The sequence below is a fragment of the Dehalococcoides mccartyi 195 genome, from assembly GCF_000011905.1.
In the GTDB taxonomy this organism is placed as follows: domain Bacteria; phylum Chloroflexota; class Dehalococcoidia; order Dehalococcoidales; family Dehalococcoidaceae; genus Dehalococcoides; species Dehalococcoides mccartyi.
Genome location: NC_002936.3, coordinates 945,306 through 962,889, shown reverse-complemented (window position 1 = coordinate 962,889; position 17,584 = coordinate 945,306). Strand labels below are relative to the sequence as shown.

The 17,584-nt window shown below is 48.9% G+C and carries 20 protein-coding genes and 1 tRNA gene; 12 read left to right on the top strand and 9 right to left on the bottom strand.

Translation table 11 applies throughout. From position 1 onward, the window contains the following. Positions 1–283: 283 nt before the first annotated feature. The 6 genes from DET_RS05465 to recN form a co-directional block, all read right to left on the bottom strand. Positions 284–1,690 (bottom strand): MBL fold metallo-hydrolase RNA specificity domain-containing protein, encoded by a 1,407-nt coding sequence (locus tag DET_RS05465; RefSeq protein WP_010936755.1) that lies wholly within the window; start codon positions 1,688–1,690, stop codon positions 284–286. 207 nt (positions 1,691–1,897) lie between these two features. Beyond that, positions 1,898–3,319 carry a sensor histidine kinase gene (locus tag DET_RS05460; RefSeq protein WP_010936753.1) on the bottom strand — a complete coding sequence of 474 codons (1,422 nt, stop codon included), beginning with the start codon at positions 3,317–3,319 and terminating at the stop codon, positions 1,898–1,900. A gap of 6 nt (positions 3,320–3,325) precedes the next feature. Beyond that, on the bottom strand, positions 3,326–4,009 hold the full coding sequence (locus tag DET_RS05455) for a response regulator transcription factor (protein ID WP_010936752.1): 684 nt from the start codon (positions 4,007–4,009) through the stop codon (positions 3,326–3,328). Between the two features lie 102 nt (positions 4,010–4,111). Further along, on the bottom strand, positions 4,112–4,669 hold the full coding sequence (locus DET_RS05450; protein ID WP_010936751.1) for a hypothetical protein: 558 nt from the start codon (positions 4,667–4,669) through the stop codon (positions 4,112–4,114). 103 nt (positions 4,670–4,772) lie between these two features. Then, the gene (locus tag DET_RS05445) at positions 4,773–5,636 is read right to left on the bottom strand and encodes a DMT family transporter (RefSeq protein WP_010936750.1); all 864 of its coding nucleotides are present in this window, start codon (positions 5,634–5,636) and stop codon (positions 4,773–4,775) included. Positions 5,637–5,638: 2 nt separating this feature from the next. Then, positions 5,639–7,405, bottom strand: coding sequence for a DNA repair protein RecN (gene recN / locus DET_RS05440; protein ID WP_010936749.1), 1,767 nt, complete (start codon positions 7,403–7,405; stop codon positions 5,639–5,641). Positions 7,406–7,588: 183 nt separating this feature from the next. Between recN and DET_RS05435 the strand changes: the two genes are divergently transcribed. After that, positions 7,589–8,728 (top strand): tubulin/FtsZ family protein, encoded by a 1,140-nt coding sequence (locus DET_RS05435; protein WP_010936748.1) that lies wholly within the window; start codon positions 7,589–7,591, stop codon positions 8,726–8,728. Between the two features lie 92 nt (positions 8,729–8,820). Here DET_RS05435 and DET_RS05430 read toward each other — a convergent pair whose 3' ends face one another. Next, the gene (locus DET_RS05430) at positions 8,821–10,146 is read right to left on the bottom strand and encodes a hypothetical protein (protein ID WP_010936747.1); all 1,326 of its coding nucleotides are present in this window, start codon (positions 10,144–10,146) and stop codon (positions 8,821–8,823) included. Positions 10,147–10,276: 130 nt separating this feature from the next. Here DET_RS05430 and DET_RS05425 point away from each other — a divergent pair, with 130 nt between their 5' ends. Further along, on the top strand, positions 10,277–10,654 hold the full coding sequence (locus DET_RS05425) for a RidA family protein (RefSeq protein ID WP_010936746.1): 378 nt from the start codon (positions 10,277–10,279) through the stop codon (positions 10,652–10,654). A 75-nt stretch (positions 10,655–10,729) separates the two neighbouring features. Here the strand turns inward: DET_RS05425 and DET_RS05420 are convergent, their stop codons facing one another. Next, entirely contained in the window at positions 10,730–10,972 is a 243-nt protein-coding gene (locus tag DET_RS05420; RefSeq protein ID WP_010936745.1) for a hypothetical protein, read from the bottom strand. Between the two features lie 274 nt (positions 10,973–11,246). Here DET_RS05420 and DET_RS05415 point away from each other — a divergent pair, with 274 nt between their 5' ends. After that, entirely contained in the window at positions 11,247–12,242 is a 996-nt protein-coding gene (locus tag DET_RS05415) for an HD domain-containing phosphohydrolase (RefSeq protein WP_148184970.1), read from the top strand. A 241-nt stretch (positions 12,243–12,483) separates the two neighbouring features. Here DET_RS05415 and DET_RS05410 read toward each other — a convergent pair. Then, positions 12,484–12,560, bottom strand: a tRNA-Asp gene (locus DET_RS05410). A 163-nt stretch (positions 12,561–12,723) separates the two neighbouring features. Between DET_RS05410 and rpsF the strand changes: the two genes are divergently transcribed. Genes rpsF through jag form a run of 9 tightly spaced genes read left to right on the top strand, consistent with a single transcriptional unit; the run spans position 12,724 to position 17,446 of the window. Continuing rightward, positions 12,724–13,053: a 30S ribosomal protein S6 gene (gene rpsF / locus DET_RS05405; RefSeq protein WP_010936741.1), complete on the top strand. Its 330-nt coding sequence runs from the start codon at positions 12,724–12,726 to the stop codon at positions 13,051–13,053. Positions 13,054–13,101: 48 nt separating this feature from the next. Continuing rightward, entirely contained in the window at positions 13,102–13,509 is a 408-nt protein-coding gene (locus DET_RS05400; protein ID WP_010936740.1) for a single-stranded DNA-binding protein, read from the top strand. Between the two features lie 34 nt (positions 13,510–13,543). Continuing rightward, complete coding sequence (rpsR, locus tag DET_RS08885; RefSeq protein ID WP_010936739.1) at positions 13,544–13,987, top strand: 30S ribosomal protein S18; 444 nt, start codon at positions 13,544–13,546, stop codon at positions 13,985–13,987. Positions 13,988–14,023: 36 nt separating this feature from the next. Beyond that, positions 14,024–14,164 (top strand): 50S ribosomal protein L34, encoded by a 141-nt coding sequence (gene rpmH / locus DET_RS08570; protein ID WP_010936738.1) that lies wholly within the window; start codon positions 14,024–14,026, stop codon positions 14,162–14,164. A 59-nt stretch (positions 14,165–14,223) separates the two neighbouring features. Then, positions 14,224–14,586: a ribonuclease P protein component gene (rnpA, locus tag DET_RS05390; RefSeq protein WP_010936737.1), complete on the top strand. Its 363-nt coding sequence runs from the start codon at positions 14,224–14,226 to the stop codon at positions 14,584–14,586. Then, positions 14,558–14,770 (top strand): membrane protein insertion efficiency factor YidD, encoded by a 213-nt coding sequence (gene yidD, locus DET_RS08565; protein WP_077975371.1) that lies wholly within the window; start codon positions 14,558–14,560, stop codon positions 14,768–14,770. Before rnpA ends, yidD begins: the two co-directional genes overlap by 29 nt. 9 nt (positions 14,771–14,779) lie before the next feature. Beyond that, positions 14,780–15,895, top strand: a complete 1,116-nt coding sequence (locus DET_RS05385; protein WP_010936736.1) for a PQQ-binding-like beta-propeller repeat protein — start codon at positions 14,780–14,782, stop codon at positions 15,893–15,895. Between the two features lie 11 nt (positions 15,896–15,906). After that, the gene (locus tag DET_RS05380; protein ID WP_041223374.1) at positions 15,907–16,854 is read left to right on the top strand and encodes a YidC/Oxa1 family membrane protein insertase; all 948 of its coding nucleotides are present in this window, start codon (positions 15,907–15,909) and stop codon (positions 16,852–16,854) included. Then, the gene (gene jag, locus DET_RS05375) at positions 16,766–17,446 is read left to right on the top strand and encodes an RNA-binding cell elongation regulator Jag/EloR (protein WP_010936734.1); all 681 of its coding nucleotides are present in this window, start codon (positions 16,766–16,768) and stop codon (positions 17,444–17,446) included. Before DET_RS05380 ends, jag begins: the two co-directional genes overlap by 89 nt. Positions 17,447–17,584 lie beyond the last annotated feature (138 nt).

Below are 17,584 nucleotides of genomic sequence, written 5' to 3'. Positions count from 1 at the left end.
ACTAGGGTGCTTTAGTTTGAGGCAGCTAAAGCTTAAATTTCATCCAGGTCCCCTGCCGTGTGCTGAGCCCTAGGCGTAATCGGTTATCGGAAGGGTCTGCCAAAACTTTTTTAGGGGTTTGATATGTCAGGGCTGGGTTTGTGGCTTATCTTAATAGCCCTTATACTGAGCATTGGCAATCCGGGCGGGGCAGAAGAAAATAAAGCCTAGATTTATGGCTACCCCCCCAAGTTCGGGTATATTTATAAAGCTTGCCGCTCTCAGAGCGGTTTTTTATTTGCCTTTAATCTAAAATAAATTTTTCTTGGTATTCGGGTGCTTTTGCCTGCCAGCCCAAAGTATTTTTTATAGTTTCTGTAAACCGGGCGCTTGTTTCCGGCTCGCCATGGGTTACAAATACCATTTCAGGTTTATTTTTAAACCCCTTTAGCCAGCGCAGCAGGGTAGGCTGATCTGCGTGTGCCGAAAAAGCCCTGAGTTCCTCTATGCGGGCTTGTACCGGATAGTGCTGGCCAAGTATCCGTACTTCTTTTGCTCCGTCAGTTATCAGCCTGCCCAGAGTCCCGGTTGCCTGAAAGCCCACAAACAGGATAGTTGATTCGGGGCGGCTAATGTTATTTACCAGATGGTGTTTTATCCTGCCGCCGGTACACATACCCGAACCGGCTATAATTATGCAGGGGTCTTTTTCAGCCAGAATGGCTTTAGAATCCGCCGCTTTGTTGGTAAAGTGAAGACCTTCAAATTCAAACGGGGAGCTTCCGTTGTTCACCCAGCCGCTGGTTTCGCGGTCATACAGTTCCGGGTGTTCTTTAAATATTTTAGTAATGCTGATAGCCATGGGGCTGTCTACAAAAACTTTCAAGCTGGGTATTTTGCCCTCTGACATAAAGCGGTTAAGGAAAAACAGCAGGTCCTGAGTGCGTTCCAGAGCGAAACTGGGAATAACGATATTCCCGCCCAGTTTAACAGTCTGGTTTATTATCTCGGCCAGTTTCAGGGAAGCCTCATTTATGTCCTGGTGGGTGCGGTCTCCGTAAGTGGACTCTATGACCACGTAATCTGCCTGATTTACAAGGTCAGGGTTTTTCAAAATCGGTCTGTCCCAGTTTCCCAAATCACCTGAAAAAACTATCACTTTCTGCCGGTGGTTTTCCTGTATTTTCAGCTCTATGCTGGCCGAACCGAAAACATGCCCGGCATTATGAAATGTGGCAGTGATATCTTCTGTTACGGCTATTTCCCGGCTGTATTCCACTGTTTTAAAAAGGGGAGATACGGCTCTGGCGTCTTCGGCGGTGTAAAGGGGTATTTCGGGATACTTGGTTTTTCGGCCTTCGCGTTCATGGCGTTTCTTTTTAAAAGCGGCATCTTCTTCCTGAAGTTTACCGGCATCTGTCAGGGAGATACGGGCAATTTCTGCGGTGGCTTCTGTTGCAAAAACCGGCCCGGCAAAACCTTCCTTTACCAGCTTTGGCAGCAACCCGCAGTGGTCAATATGGGCATGGCTGATGATTACAGCACTTAAGCTTTGGGGGGGTATCTCAAAAGGCTGCCAGTTCCGGTCTTGCAGCCGCCGTTCCTGATAAAGCCCGCAATCCACCAGCAACTGGGTATGGTCTGTTTTAATCAGGTATCTTGAGCCGGTAACATTTCGGGCTGCCCCTAAAAACTGTATTTCTATACTCATCCAGATATGCTCCCACTTAATTTTTCCCATTATACCCTAATTACTAAAAATAGGGGGATAAATGGGGTAAATAAAGTTGAGTATATAGATGTTAGTCCGGCAGACAGCTGCACACCAGGTTGTATTTAACAGTATTTGCAGTTTACATAGCTGCCGGGGGAAAGGGGTAGTTTTCAGATTATCAGGCGGTTTTTTCAAGTTGGGATATCAGGTATGGCTGGCAGGCAGCCAGTAGTTAAAGGTGCTGCCTTTCCCAAGTAAGCTTTCGGCCCAGACATAACCGCCGTGGGCTTCTGCCATCTCTTTTACAATAGCCAGACCAAGCCCGCTGCCGCCTTCGCTTCGGGCTCTGGACGTATTTACCCGGTAAAAGCGGTCAAAAATATGGGGTAAGTCTGCCGGTGGTATCCCCTCTCCGTTGTCAGTTACGGATACCATAATCCCGGGTTTATCCCGGTAAAGCATATTTTTCAGGCTGAGGCTGATTTGCCCGCCGGCAGGTGTGTGCCGCAGGGCATTACTGAGCAGGTTGGCTGTTATCTGGTTTAAGCGGGTGGCATCACCCGTAACGGTAGATAGATTAGCGGGAATATCACTTAATAGGGCAATAGATTTGTCTTTGGCCAGTATAGATGCCTGTTTGGCCTGACGGCGGATAATGTCTGCGATATCCAGCTGGGTCATTTCCAGCTTGAGTTTGCCGGATTCAGCCAGAGATATATCCCGGAGGTCCTTTATAAGGCGGGTAAGGGTGGCGGATTCTTCTTTGATAGTGGTAAGGTGCTGGGCATCAGCCTCAAATACCCCGTCCAGTATTCCGTCTACGGTCCCCTCAATAACTGTAAGTGGGGTACGAAGTTCATGGGCAATATCAGCCAGCAGTCTCTGGCGTGACTGTTCGTTGGTTTCCAGGCTTTGGGCCATGTGGTTGAAGCTTTCAGCCAGTTCGCCCAGTTCGTCACGGGAGTCTACCTTTACCCGCTGGGAAAGCTCTCCCCCGGCAATCCGTCTGGCACTCCGGCTGAGGGCTTTAAGCGGACGGATAATCTGGCTGGCCAGCAGCAGCCCCAGACCCAGGGCCGCCAGACCGGCTAAGCCCCCGGACAGCCAGATAGACCTGTTCATTTCATCCAGCAGTTGCTGCTGGGATTCGCTGATTATGCCAGCAGCGGCATTACCGCTATTGTTCTGCCCGCTCTGCATCCCTTTACCGTAACCGCTGCCGGAGCCGCTGCCCTGGCTGCCAATCCAGTAGAGATAGCCTGCATCTGTACCCGAAATGCTTATCAAAGTACCGTTTGACAGGCTGTATTCGTCTGTCTGGTAGCCTATCCATTTGTTTTGGGTGTCAGCTACTATCAGCCCGCTGGCATCGCTTAATACTAAACGCCCGCCGTTACTGCCCAGCAGCTGGATAAGGACACCATTTACGTTATCCCAGCCTTGATATTGGGCATAATATGTACCCAGTGCACTTTCCACGCTGGTTATAAATTCGGTATTCCCCCGGATAATATACTGGCGGAACTGGCTGGCGGTCAGCTGGTTGGCGGCAAACGAAGTAAGACCCACCGACAGCAAAACAGTCAGCAGCAGGGCACCGAAAATTTTATAGCTTAAGCGGGACACGCTCTTTTACCCTTTGTCTTTCATCTTGTAACCTACCCCGTGTACGGTCAGGATATAGGCTGGGGATTCGGGGTCGGGCTCTATTTTTTTACGCAGATTTTTAATGTGGCTGTCTATAGTGCGTTCATAGCCTTCGTAAGCCTCACCCAGTTTGTCCAGTATTTGCATACGGGAGAAAACCCGCCCCGGGCTTGCGGCCAGATTTGCCAGTATATCAAATTCGGTAGCGGTCAGGTCTATATTCTCCCCGTCCATTTTTACCAAACGCCGTTCCGTATCTATTTCCAGGCGGTCAATAACCAGTACCGGCTCGGAAGCAGGGGTGTGTTCAGACCGCCTCAGCTGGACTTTGGCGCGGGCTACCAGTTCTTTAGCCTCAAAGGGTTTGGTCATATAGTCATCCGCCCCTATTTCCAGCCCTATCAGCTTGTCGGTAAGTTCATCCCGGGCGGTAAGCATGATTATAGGCACGCGGCTTTCCTTGCGGATTTCGCGGCAGACATCCCAGCCGGATATTTCGGGCAGCATCAGGTCAAGTATTATCAGGTCGGGGTTCTCTTCACGGAATTTTGCCAGGGCCTCTTTGCCATTATAGGTAACGCTCACCTTAAAGCCTTCGCGTTCAAGATAGGCTTTAAGGATTTCGGCTATTTTATTCTCATCATCGGCTATCAGTATTTTCTTAGACATATTCTTCTCATATTATAATGTAAACTGCCAAACGGCAAGGGGCAGGCTTTTAGGGCCTGCCCCCATCTTTACCGGCTATAATATTGCACAGCCCCGGCAGACTTATCTGCCGCCTCTTTGTCCGGCACCGCTACCAATCCCGGTTCCGTCACAGATGCCGTTGCTGCTGCCGGCGCCAATCCCGGTTCCATCACCGGCACCGCTTATAGGGCCGCTGCCGTCACAGGCGCCGTTGCCCAAGCCTGCACCGCTGCCGATACCGGTTCCGTCACAGACACCATTTCCGGCACCGCCAGTCTGGTTGACCATGCGGAGAACATTCTGCTCCATTATCTGCAGGCGGTAAGCAGCCTGCTCCTGGGTGATTTGACCCGCATTTACCATAGCCTGCACTGAGGCCCTGTGCTGTTCCATCAGGGCATTTACCAGCGCATCGGTAGTGATGCCCTGTCCGGCGGCGATTTCCGCCAGGGTTTTACCGCTTTGGCGTTCCGCCTGTAGCTCTGCCTGGGTCATGTTGAGCAGACTAAGCACTGTTCCGTTACAATCACCGGCAAAGCTGCGGTTCTGACCGGCAGCTGAAACAGTGGAAAACAGGAACAGGGCGGAGAGGGCAGCTACTACCCCCACAATGATTAAGACTTTTAGACCTTTTTTCATTTCTCTAACCTCCTTGAGTTGTTATGTATTAACTATACAGGCCAGGTGTGGAGATATTATGGAGGAGGTATGTAAATGGTATGTCAAAATTGATTTAAAAATATCAGCGGTAGTGGCCGTAACGGTTGACCAGTATTACCCCCGCCAGTGCCAGAAGACCGCCCAGCAGGCTGATTGGGGCAGGTATTTCCCCCAGCCACAAAAAGGCTATACCTATGGCAAAAACAGGGTTCAGGTATAAAAAGCTGATTACCTGTGAGATGCGGGCTTTGGACAGGGCGTAGCTGTATAAAAGGTAAGATATGGCGGTAGGGAATATACCCAGATAAACTACCGCCAAGGTAGATGAGGCAGGGGCTTCGGATATTTCCTTTAAAAGACCGGGTGCGCCTACCATAAGCAGCAGGGTTCCCGCCCAGATGGCATAGGTGGAAAACTCAAACCCGCTGTATTTTTTGAGCAGGGGTCTTTGAAATACTATGTAAATGCTGGTAAAGAGGGCAGCCAGCAGTACCCAGAAGGCGTGGGGTTCAAAGCTGAGGGTTTGGCCTTCGCCCAGAGTGATTACTGCAATTCCCCCGAAGCTGAGGAGTATGCCCAGCCAGCCGGCCGGAGTGAGTTTATCTTTGTAGAAAAATCTGGCCAGCAAAACACTGAAGATTGGGGCAGATGCAATAATGAGGCTGGCGGCGCCGGCGGTTACGGTTTTTTCGCCGTAGTTGAGGGCAAAGTGATACAGGCTTATGCCTATCAGCCCCAGCAGAAATATTGCCGGTAAATCCCGTTTGTCCGGCAGGCGCATCCGGGTTATCAGGGCGTATATGACCAAAGCCAAAGATGCCACCAGGAAACGCAGGAGTGCCAGGTGGGACGGGCTGTAGTCTGCCAGGCTTACCCGTATGGCGGCAAAGGCTGATGACCAGAATAGAATGGTAAAAATAAGTGCTATTAAGATATGCCTGGGCATGGCTACTTTCCGCTTGGGGGCATATTCAGTTCGGGTTGTCCGGGGCTGGTTTCCTTGAATAAAGAAGCTTTTTTCAGGAGTTCGCGGGCGTTTTCCAGTGATTTTTCGCCTGTTTGGTTGCCTGATAGCATTACCGAAAGTTCGGCAAGATGTTCTTCACTATCCAGGCGTGCAATCCGGCTGTTTATCCGGCCATTAAGTTCGGTTTTTGATACATAAAAGTGATGGTCGGCATATGCGGCTATCTGGGGCAGGTGGGAAACGCTTATCAGCTGATGCCCTTGTGACAGCTTCCAGAGCTTCCGCCCCAGCATGTCTCCGGAGCGTCCGCCCACCCCTATATCAATTTCATCAAATATCATCACCGGTATATCGTCCAGCCGTGAAGCAGCGCTTTTTAAAGCCAGAGTAATGCGTGATATTTCACCGGTAGAGGCTATTTTGTTAAGCGGGCGGAGAGGCTCGCCGGGGTTGGTGCTTACAAAAAATTCCACAATGTCTGTGCCGCTTGAGGTAAAGCCAAGCATCTGCCCGCCAACCGGCAGCCCGTTTTCATCAGACTGGGTTTGGAAATTTACTTTAAATATTACCTGCCCCATGTTAAGGTCCGCCAGTTCGGCTTGTACTGCTTTTTCAAGACTAAGGGCGGCTTCTTTGCGGTGTTTGCTTAATCCTGATGCCATATCTCCGAGGCGGCTTTTTAATTCGGTGATAGCCCCGCTTAGTTTATCTGTTTTTTCGGCATAGCCGATTATGCTATCCAGTTCGGCTTTGGTTTTAGCCAGAAAAGCCAGTATCTGGGGGATATCCCGCCCGTATTTCCTTTCCAGACTGTGGATAAGTGCCAGACGGTTTTCAATATCTTCCAGTTCCGCGGGGTTAAAATCAAGCCCCCGGTTATAGTTCTGGACTGAGCGGCAGTTTTCCTCAAGGCTGAAATAAGCGTTTTCCACCTCGTCTGCCGTTTCCTTTAGTGAGGCGTCTATTTCGGAAATTTTTCTGAGGGATTGCATAGCCTGGTTTAAATCTGCCAGTACCCCTCCGCTTTGGCCGCTGCACAGATACTCCAGTGACTGGTGGGTCAGGTTTTTCAGTTTTTCGGCGGAAGCCATGACCTGCCGTTTGGAAAGCAGGTTTTCCTCTTCGCCTTCGGCAAGATTGGCCGCTTCTATTTCATCTGCCTGAAAACGCAGAAACTCCTGCTGGCGGATGGCTTCGCGGTTGGTCTTTTCCAGTTCGGACAGCTGCCTTTGCAGGCAGGTAAGCTCACCTGCCAGACGGGCAAACTCGGTGCGTTCACCGGCAGTATGGGCATAACCGTCCAGCATATCCAGATGGAAAGATTTATTAAGCAGGGAAAGGTGTTCACTTTGGCCGTGTATATCAATAAGATAGGGGCAGAGGCGGCTTAAGACCGAGCGGCTTATGGCGCTGCCGTTTAACCTTAGCACACTGCGGCCGGCCAGTTTTGACTCAAGGCGGATAATAAGGCTGTCATCTTCCAGTTCCAGCCCGTTTTCAGCCAGTATGGCGGCTATTTTCAGGCGGCTGGCGGGGTTTAAATAAAACACTCCCTCCAGATTGGCTTCACTGGCCTGGTGGCGGATTTGTTCGTCACCAATACGCCCCGAAAGCAGGCTTTCCACCGCATCTATGACCAGTGACTTTCCGGCTCCGGTTTCACCCGTAATGACATTAAGACCTTCACCGGGTGACCAGGTGATATCCTCAATAATGCCGAAATTTTTTACCCGAAGCTCAACTAGCATAAAATCGTATCAGCCCAGCTTTTTATATTAAAAACATTATCTGGTTTTGAGGCTGAAAAATCAAGAAAACAGCTTGAGATGTCATAAACCGGCAGGCTTTGGATTGACTATTGCTATCTTAGCAGTTAAACTTTTAAAGGTTTTTGGATTTTTTGCTGAAAAGCGGGTGAAAAAGTGAAATTAATGGTCATAGGCTGTGGCCAGTGCGGCGGGCGTATTGCTGACCAGTTTGCCCTGTTAGGTAAAAACGCCAGACGTCAGCGCGGCATCAGCATAGTTTCAAATGTCCTGGCGGTAAATACCGACATCGCTGACCTGTCCGGTTTGGTGCATATAAAGGCAGATTATAAACACCGTATTCTTATCGGCAGCCGCAAGACCAGCGGGCATGGTGTGGGTAAACTGAATGAGCTGGGAGCCCAGCTGGCACGTGAAGACGGGGATAAAATACTGGACAGTATCCGCGAAACCCGCCTGCTGCAGGATACCGATGCCTTTTTACTGATAGCAGGTGCATCCGGCGGTACCGGCTCAGGGGCGATTGCGGTGCTGACCAAGATGATAAAAGAACGGTTTGTAGATAAACCTGTTTACAATATGATTGTTCTGCCCTTTAACTACGAGGAAACTACCGAAGAGCGGACTATTTATAATGTAGGCACCTGTTTAAAGTCTGCCTACGGGGTGGCGGATGCCGTAATACTGGCGGATAATCAGCGTTATGTGCGTGATGCCTCTTCTATAAGTGATAATTTCAGCAAGATAAACTACCGTTTCGTAGAGCCTTTTTACAATATACTCTCCGCCGGTGAGGAAACTAACCCCCGTTATATCGGCTCAAAGGTGCTGGATGCCGGTGATATTATCCAGACCCTGTCCGGCTGGACGGTTATCGGCCACAGCAAGATTGCCAGTTCCTTTCTGCCCTTCCGGCTGGATTTCAGAGGCAAACATGCCGAAACCCAAAAGGGGGCTCAGGCTATGGAAGACGCCATTGCCGAGCTTTCTTTGAAATGCCGCCCCGAAGACGCCAGACGGGCTTTGTACCTGCTGTCGGCTCACCCCAACAAGATGAGTATAGATATTATCAAGGAGCTTTCAGCCACCCTGAGGGATAACGCCAAACATGCCATTATCCGCAGCGGCGATTACCCGCGGGGAGACAATATGGGTGTGACGGTGATTATGTCCGAGATTTCCAGCCCCAAAAAGGTTATGGATTATTTTGACCGCACTATCCGCTTTATTTCCCTGGACAAGCGTCTGTCACAGGGGTTCAATGTAGAAGATGCTTTCGGGAGCATACCCTCCCTGCTGGACTGATAGGGTTTATTCCCTCTTATATTTCTGATAAAAAAGAGCCGTACTTTCAAAAGTACGGCTCTTGGCATACAGGTTTATTTTAAGCCGGAAGTTTAATCGTCAGCTTCTGCGTTTTTAGAGCCCGGCTCATTATCACGGCGGGCCTTATTGGCAGCATACATTTTGGCCAGATACTCCAGACGGTTCTGGGTGGCCTCGTTTACTTCTTTGGCCGGGAAGTCTGCCCGGTTGTTCTTTTCTTCCGGTTCGGAGTAATAGGGGTTTTCCTCTGATGAAGCTTCGGTTTGTTCATCAGTATCATCAGCTGTGCCATCGTCTTTTACGGCTTCAGGTGTTACGGCCTGTATCTGGCGGGGGGGGCGGGGTGAGATTGCCGGGCGGGTGGCAGGCGGTTCGTTGGCTACCGCATCCAGCTTTTCGGCTGTCTGCTTGGTAACTGCGGCAATAATCTGTTTTGAGGTATCCACACTGCCGATAAACTCTTTAAATACCCCAATCCAGGTTTGGGAGACTTCCTGGGCAGCTTTGCAGCTGGCTTCAATAGCCTTGGCAGAAGCTGCTTTGGCATCATCGGCGGCCTTGCGGGAAGTTTCCTGTATCTGCTTTACGGCCTGGACGGTGTTTTGCTGGACTTCCTCAACCCTGGTTACAGTTTCTTTAAGATGAGCGTTGGAGGAATCTACCAGATTTTTCATCTGGGCATTCATGGCCTCGGCTTTGCGGATTTCCTCTTGAAGCCTGTTTATGAGCGCTGAAACTTCTGCCGAAGAGTTCTGGCTGAGCTGGTTCATTTCGGCTATAGCTTTGGTGGCATTTTTTACATTGGTATCTACATTTTCACGTATCCGGGCACCGTTTTCCTGCATTTTTAGCAGGGCAGATTCGGAAGCCCTTACCGACACATCAGCCGTCTTTTTCAGCATATCTATAGTTTCATCAGACTGGGAAACGGCATCACGGGAGGCACGTATGCATTCCTCACTCATTTCCTTGGCGGTGCGGGTGCTGTCTAAAGCAGACTGTTTGGCAGAGCGGGTGGCATCTTCTATCCGAAGCATGGCTTCCTTGGTCTGGCGAACTGCCTCTTCGCAGTTATCCTTTGCCCAGCGGCTGGTGTCGTCTGCCCGTTTTATGGCTTTTTCAAACAGGTCGGTATATTTGGCTATCATTTCCTCAGAACGGCGGCTGGCCTCCTCGGCTTTTTGAGCATACAGGACAGTATATTTTTCCATACTATCCTGATACTGTTTGGCAGCGGCATCGGCCTTGTCTATAGCAGACTGAGAGTCTTTGGCCGCATTTTCAGCCGCTTTTTTGGCTGCTCTGGCCTGGTCTTCAGCTTGTTTTAAGGCTATGCGGGTAACTTTTAAATATTCTTCAGCGGATTCTTTGGCTGATTTGCCGGTTTCATCGGTCATATTCCACCTCATTTAATTTGGTAATTTCAGACAAGTTATTCTACAATTAAAAATCCGCTATAGCAACGCTTTAAAAGGCCGCTCTGAGACGGCAGGCAGTTTGTAAAAATAATAAAGAAAGAACGGGGAAATGACTAAAAAATATTTTTCAGCACCCGGTGCCCAGGGTCCCTATTCACTGGCGGTAAGGGCGGGAGATTACCTGTATATTTCCGGCCAGATAGGCCACACAGATATAGAGGGCAAACCTCTGGCTGGGGTGGAAGCCCAGACCAAACGCTGTCTGGAAAAGATGGCTGAGCTACTTAAAGAGGCGGGTGCTTCTTTTGATGATGTGGTAAAGACTACCGTATTTTTGAAGAGCCAGGAAGACTTTGCCAAGATGAACAGTGTTTACACGACCTTTTTCAGTGCGCCCAAACCTGCCCGCTCAACTGTCATTGCCGGTATGGTTTTTCCGGAAATAGTGGTGGAAATAGAAGCAGTTGCCTATCTGCCTGGGGTATAACTCTGCCAATTGGAAAACACAAAGCCGCCTCCAGTTAAGCTGTGAGCGGCTTTTTTATTTAAAAATATTTCAGGATTACAGGTGTTCTATGGGGATAATCTCCCCGCATTTGGGGCACTTTATAGCGGATAGGTAGTGTTTCTGGTAAACAGATTTAAAGCCGTTGGTGGCAAAAGCGGAGACAATACTGCCGATATTCTCTCTGGCAATATGGTCAGTTTTGGCCTTAGCCTCATCAAGAGTGCCTTCCATAGTTACGGTTTTTATTTCTTTGGCATTGGGGCTGGTAATCACTATTTCAAATTTTTCAGTTTCCATCGGCCGCTCCTTAAGGATACTCTGGAGATATTTTAACCTATATTTGCTGTATAAGAAAGGTATGTGCCAAATATATTCTTTGGTGGCCGCCACCCACTGTAAAATAGGGCGTGAGGGGGTATAAAAAATTCGGCCAAAATTCGGATAAAAGTATTAAGGTATTGATTGTTGACTTAAGGTGTGCTAAAAATGTGTTTAAGCGTGCCCGTTCTTCGAATGAATTTATAGAGGGTAAGCAGACCTGTTTATCTTGACCTGATAAGAGGTAAAGAAATTGGTTGATGCTGAGCTTATAACCAGGGTGTTGGAACAGTTGCCGGAAGGTGTAATCGTGGTGGACGCCGATGGCAGGATTGTTTTTGTGAACAAATCTGCCGAAAAAATCCGGCATATTTCGGCAGAAGACCGGGTGGGCAAGCACATTTTCATGTGCCATCCGCCTAATTCCCAGAAATCAGTTGACCGGGCTCTCCAGTACCTCCAGAAAGAAGACACTAAAACCTTTGTCCGTATGATAACTGACCACGAAAACGGCAAGTATTATGAAAACACCTATAACCCTGTCCGGGATGAGAATAATAAATATATAGGCTCAATGGTTATCAGCCGGGATATAACTGACAGCCGCCAACTGGAAATGGCCCGCTCAAATAACTTAAAGGAGATGGAGGAAAAGGTCTCCGAGTTAAAAGAGAAGCTTTCCCAGATGTTTATATCTTTAATTTTCTCCCTTATCAACACCCTGGAAGCCAAAGACCCCTATACCAAAGGCCATTCTATGAGGGTTTGCGGTTTGGCTTCTAAAATGGCTGAATATAAATGGGGTCTTTCCCCCATAAAAGACCAGGTGGAATTAGCCGCCCAGCTGCATGATATAGGCAAAATCGGTATCCGGGAGGAAGTGCTCCACAAAGCTGATAAACTGTCTGTTGACGAGTATAACCATATCAAAACCCATACTATTATTGCCGGAAATATTCTGGCATCGGCTGAAAAGTTTAAACCGATAATAAGCATTATCCGCCATCATCACGAAAGATTTGACGGGCAGGGCTATCCCGACGGTCTTAAGGGCGAGGCTATACCGGAGGGGTCCAGAATACTGGCTATTGCGGATACGTATGATGCTATGACCTCTGACCGCCCATACAGAAAGGCCCTGTCTTGCGAAGAGGCGGCTGAAGAAATTAAGAAGAACCTGGGCAGTCAGTTCTGCCCGGAATTCGGTAACTTGTTTTTAGACCTTTTTTATTCAGGCACAATCTGCTAGTAAAATATTCTTATAACAAGTTTGGCCTAAATAGGCAGTCAGGGCAAAATAAATCTTGAAAATACCTGACATAACTGATGCCAAGGCGGGCGTTTTTACAAAATAAAAATTCTGAAATACCTGCGGTGTTTTCCGAAGAAAAAAGGCTTTTTTGCCTCAGTTTATAGAGAAAATAGAGCTTGACGGAAACATAGCTAATATAAATTATGCAGTATCTGACGAACAAAACGTAGCCTGTTATTGGCGACCCCAGGGGGATTCGAACCCCCGATCTCCACCGTGACAGGGTGGCATGTTAGACCGCTACACCATGGGGCCTAGAAGCGGAAAACAGTTTAGAGTATTTGAAGCAATCTGTCAAATATAATTTGGTGTCCGGGCAGGTTCATTTCGGCCAATATTGTTTGCTTCTTCGCTATATGCTATAATGACCGTCAGATTTTTTAAGGGAATATATTGCCTTTAACTTAGAGAGGAAAACATGGCCGCAAGCGAGCTACTTAAATCCAGAGTTGAAAACCTGCGTGATTACGAACTGGTGGTTATTTTAACCACTGACACCCCCAAAGAAAAGGTTGAGGCCATTCTGGAAGGCATTAGTAAGACCATAGCTGAAAAAGATGGCAGCTTTACCGAAGTGAATCACTGGGGTAAACGTAAGCTGGCTTATCTTATCGGCAGATATGGCGAGGGTTATTACGTGTTTATCAAGATGAAGGCCAAGCCTTCTTCCATACGCAAGATAAACGCTGATTTGCGTATTTCAGAGCAGGTTATCCGCCATATGGCCATTAATATGGACGAAGAGTAATATCTGCTTGATGCTGCCGGGCATTTTGCCAGAGAGGAGACACGAGAGATGGTGAGTTTGAATAAGGTTATGATAATTGGCAATGTTGGCGGTGAACCGGAGATGCGGTATACCCCCAGCGGGCATCCCGTTACCTCCTTTAAAGTTGCTACCAATTGGGTTTATAATACCCCTGAAGGTGAGCGCAAGCAGGAAACCGAATGGTTTACGGTGGTTGCTTGGAACAAGCTTGCCGAGCAGTGCAACCAGTTTCTTTCCAAGGGGCGGCTGGTGTATGTGGAGGGGCGGCTTCGCACCCGCAGCTGGGAAGGACAGGATAGCGTCAAGCATTACCGTACTGAGGTAATTGCTTCACGGGTTACCTTCCTTGAGAAAGCCAGTGCAGGCAGCGGTATGGATGCCCGTGATGATGACAATGGCGGCGGTGAATTAGAACCGGAAGACATTCCGTTTTAGTGAATATTAAATCTCTTGATAGGAGTTTGCTTGAGTGAGTATCCAGGAAAGACCTAACAGACCAGCCAGGGGTGGGCGCGGCCGCTATACCCCCAAGCGCAAGATATGTTCTTTCTGCGCTGAAAAGGTTAGCCGTATTGATTACAAGGATTCGGCTAAACTGGCCAGATACATATCTGACCGCGGCAAAATTGAACCCCGCCGCCGCACCGGTACCTGTGCCCGGCACCAGAGGGCTTTGGCTAATGCCATTAAACGGGCTCGTTTTATTGCCCTGATGCCCTTTGTGTCCGAACATGTACGCCGCCAGGGTAATGTGGCTACTTTTTCGCCTATGCGTGAGCTAAGGCCTGAACCCAAAGTGGCTGAACCTAAGGTTGAGCCTAAAGTAGAGGCCAAGGCTGAAGCTGCGGTACCTGAAGTAAAGGCTGAGGTTGCTCCTGCAGCCGAAACTTCCGAATCTGCAGAATCTGCCTAAAATAATAAACTATTTCTTGCCATTTAAGGAGTTAATGTGCCTAAGAGGACATATCAACCGAAACGTATCCCCCGCATGAGGGTTCATGGGTTCCTGTCAAGGATGAGCACCCGCGGAGGACGCGGCGTACTCAGCGCCCGCCGGGCTAAGGGGCGCAAGAAACTGATTGTAGTCTAGAGTGTGATTGGCATACTCCGGGTTGATTATATATCCGGAGTATGGTTACACTATTTACAATGAAACACTCAAACAGGCTTACCAGACGGGAGGAATATTCCCGGGTGCTTGCCAGCGGCGGTACTTATATAGGGCAGCTGGCTGTGATGAAAGCTGTGCCTAACAGCCTTGAATTGAGCCGGGTGGGCTTCATTGTAAGCAAAAAAGTAGGCGGGGCTGTAGAGCGTAACCGGGCTAAACGGATACTGCGGGAGAGCCTGCGGACTACCGGCCTCAAACAGGGCTGGGACATAGTATTTATAGCTAGGGCAAAAGCGGCTACAGTGAAATGTGCCGAAATGGAGAGGGTAGTTAAGCACTTGCTGGGCAAGGCGCAGATACTATCAAAAGCAAATGAAAAAACTAGCTCTAAAGCTGATTAGATTATACCAGAATACCTACTCTAAAACTGCACCTCCCTCATGCAGGTTTATTCCCACTTGCTCCCAGTATACTTACGAAGCTATTGAAAGATTTGGAATATTTAAGGGAATTTGGTTGGGTGTGAAACGGCTTAGCCGCTGCCACCCCTTGAACAAGGGTGGCTACGACCCAGTGCCAGAATAGGACGGAAAATTGTTCAAAACCAATCGCATACCCAAAAAAGTTATTTTGCTGTTTAGCCTTATCGGCATTCTAGTTGTTTTAAGCGGCTGTATAGGTTCCGGACAGAAACCTTTAGGCTGGTCAGGCATACTTATCTCTGATAATGATGCCATTTTTGGTTCTATGACTGGCAAACTTATAGCTCTTAACAAGGATGCCAGCACTCCCCGGTATCAAATATCACTTGAGACCACTACCAATGGCGGCGGCTGTGCCGGTGCTGTTACTACTGTAGGTATATACGGTACACCGGTAGTCTCTGACGGGGTTATTTACGTTTCAACCTACGGCGGCAAAGTTTATGCCTACAATCAGGCTGACGGCAGTCTGAAATGGGTTTACCCCGGAACCGGGTCAGTATCTGCCATTGTCAGCGGTATTGCTCCTAACGGAGATAAAATCTTTTTTGCGGATACTAACGGGGTTGTTTACGCCCTGAGCAAGGCAGACGGTCAAAAGGTTTGGGAATATCAGACCGGTGCCAAGATTTGGGCTTCACCGGCTGTTGCCGGAGATCTGGTAATAGTCCCCGGGTTTGACAAGAAAGTATATGCCCTGGATATCAACACCGGCAGCCCTGTTTGGACTTTTGAAACCCAAAGCCCCTTTGCCAGCGCCCCGGTAGTTGATAACGGCGTTGTTTATGTGGGCTGTTTTGACCGCAATCTGTACGCCCTGGATTTGGAAGATGGCAGCCAGAAATGGGTCTTTGAATCACCCAACTGGTTCTGGGCGACCCCGGTTGTGGCTGACGGCAAAGTTTTTGCCCCCAATCTGGACGGCAACACCTATGTACTTGATGCTTTGACTGGTTCTCAGATTAAAGTAATTGATATGACTGACGAGGTGGCTTCTTCCCCGGCCCTGCTGGGTGACAATGTGATTGTAGCCACTAAGACCGGCAAGATTTTTTCCATAAATGTATCTTCAATGGAAATGAAGGCTGTTACCGACCTTGCCTTGAAAGTGATTGCACCGGTTACGGTGTCAGGTGAAGTTGTATACATACATACCCAGGAAGATGAAACTGTCTATGCTATAAATCCGGAGAGCCGGACTATAATCTGGACTTTTGTAGTAAGTTAGCGAGGTAGTCGTTGGATATTGGTGCTATTTGGGATTTAGTAATACTTTCGCCGATGATAAACGGCATGGTCTGGCTTTCCCACAATCTATGGGGGAGCTTCGGGCTGACAGTTATTGTTCTGACTGTGGTTATAAGGCTGGCACTCTGGCCGCTTAACCGCAAACAGCTTACTGCCACCAAGAAGATGCAGGAAATTACCGTCCACATGGAGGCTTTGAAGAAAAAGCACGGTAATGACCGCCAGAAACTGGCTGAAGAGCAAATGAAGCTCTACAAAGAGTCCGGGGTTTCACCTACCGGCTGTCTGGTTCCCATGCTTATCCAGTTTCCCATCTGGATAGCCTTGTACCAGGCAATAGTGCGGGTACTGGCTGTTACGCCGGAAGATTTCATGAATCTGGCTGATCATCTTTATTCATGGCCGGTAGTTTACCAAACCCTGCCGCTCAGCAATCATTTCCTCTGGATGGACCTTTCCCTTCCGGACTTTGCCTTAGCTGTGCTGGTAGGTGTCAGCATGTATGTCCAGCAGAAAATGTCTACTCCCAAAGCTATTAACCAGCAGCAGGCGGCTCAGGGGCAGATGATGAGTTTCATGATGCCGTTCATGTTCTTCTTCTTCTCGCTCTCTTTCCCCAGCGGTCTGGCTTTCTACTGGTTCGTTTCCGCCATAGTGGGTATCATAATGCAGTACTTCATTACCGGCTGGGGGCAGCTTGAGCCTATGGCCGAAAAGGTAATCTCTTATTTCCGGGGCGGCCGCCAGGTGCGGACAGGAAATACATATAAAACTGAAAAAAGAACTGCAACTCCGTCTGGTCAGTTGATTGATTCTTCGGCCAAAGGTAAGCAGATGGAAGGTAGTATAGATGAAAAAGGTCGAGACGAGCGCCAAGACGGTGGAGGAAGCAATAAAGCTGGGTCTAAATCAGCTAAACGTAAGCCGAGACGAGGTTGAGGTAGAGGTTCTGTCTGAAGGCCGGCATGGTTTGCTGGGCTTGCGGGGCGAAGATGCCAGGGTATGCCTGCATCTTCTTGAAAATGAATATGATGACGATATTGCGCCGGGCAACCAGATGGATGCCGGTGACCTGGCTCAGAGTATCCTTGAAACTCTGCTGGACAAGATGGATATTGAGGCCTATGTAGATATCCTGCCGGAAAAAATGGTTACCGATGAAGAATCCCAGCCGAGTACTGTTTTGAACATTGTGGGCGAAGACCTGGGTATACTTATCGGGCGCAAGGGGCAAACCCTGATAAGCTTACAGCAGATAATCAGGCTGATGCTGTCTCACCAGCTGGGCAGGTTTGAACCGGTGGTGGTTGACGTAAACGGTTACCGGCAGCGGCGGCTTAGCTCCCTTCAGTCTCTGGCCTGGAGGACTGCTGAACAGGTTAAGCTTAGGCATATGCCTTTTTCACTGGAACCCATGCCAGCTTATGAGAGGCGGATTATCCACCTGGCGCTGGCTGGTGATGACGAAGTAACTACCCAGAGCGTTGGCTTTGGTGAATCAAGAAAAGTTGTGGTAGTCTTAAAAGAATAGTACAATAAACCTTACAAAAGGCCTTGACGGAGAAGAGTAGGTTACCTGCGGTGCAGCAGCGAGTCTGGTACGGTGAAAGCAGACCTTCCCGCGGTTATCCCGAAAATCACTCCTGAGCCGCCAGCCAAAAAGCCTTTA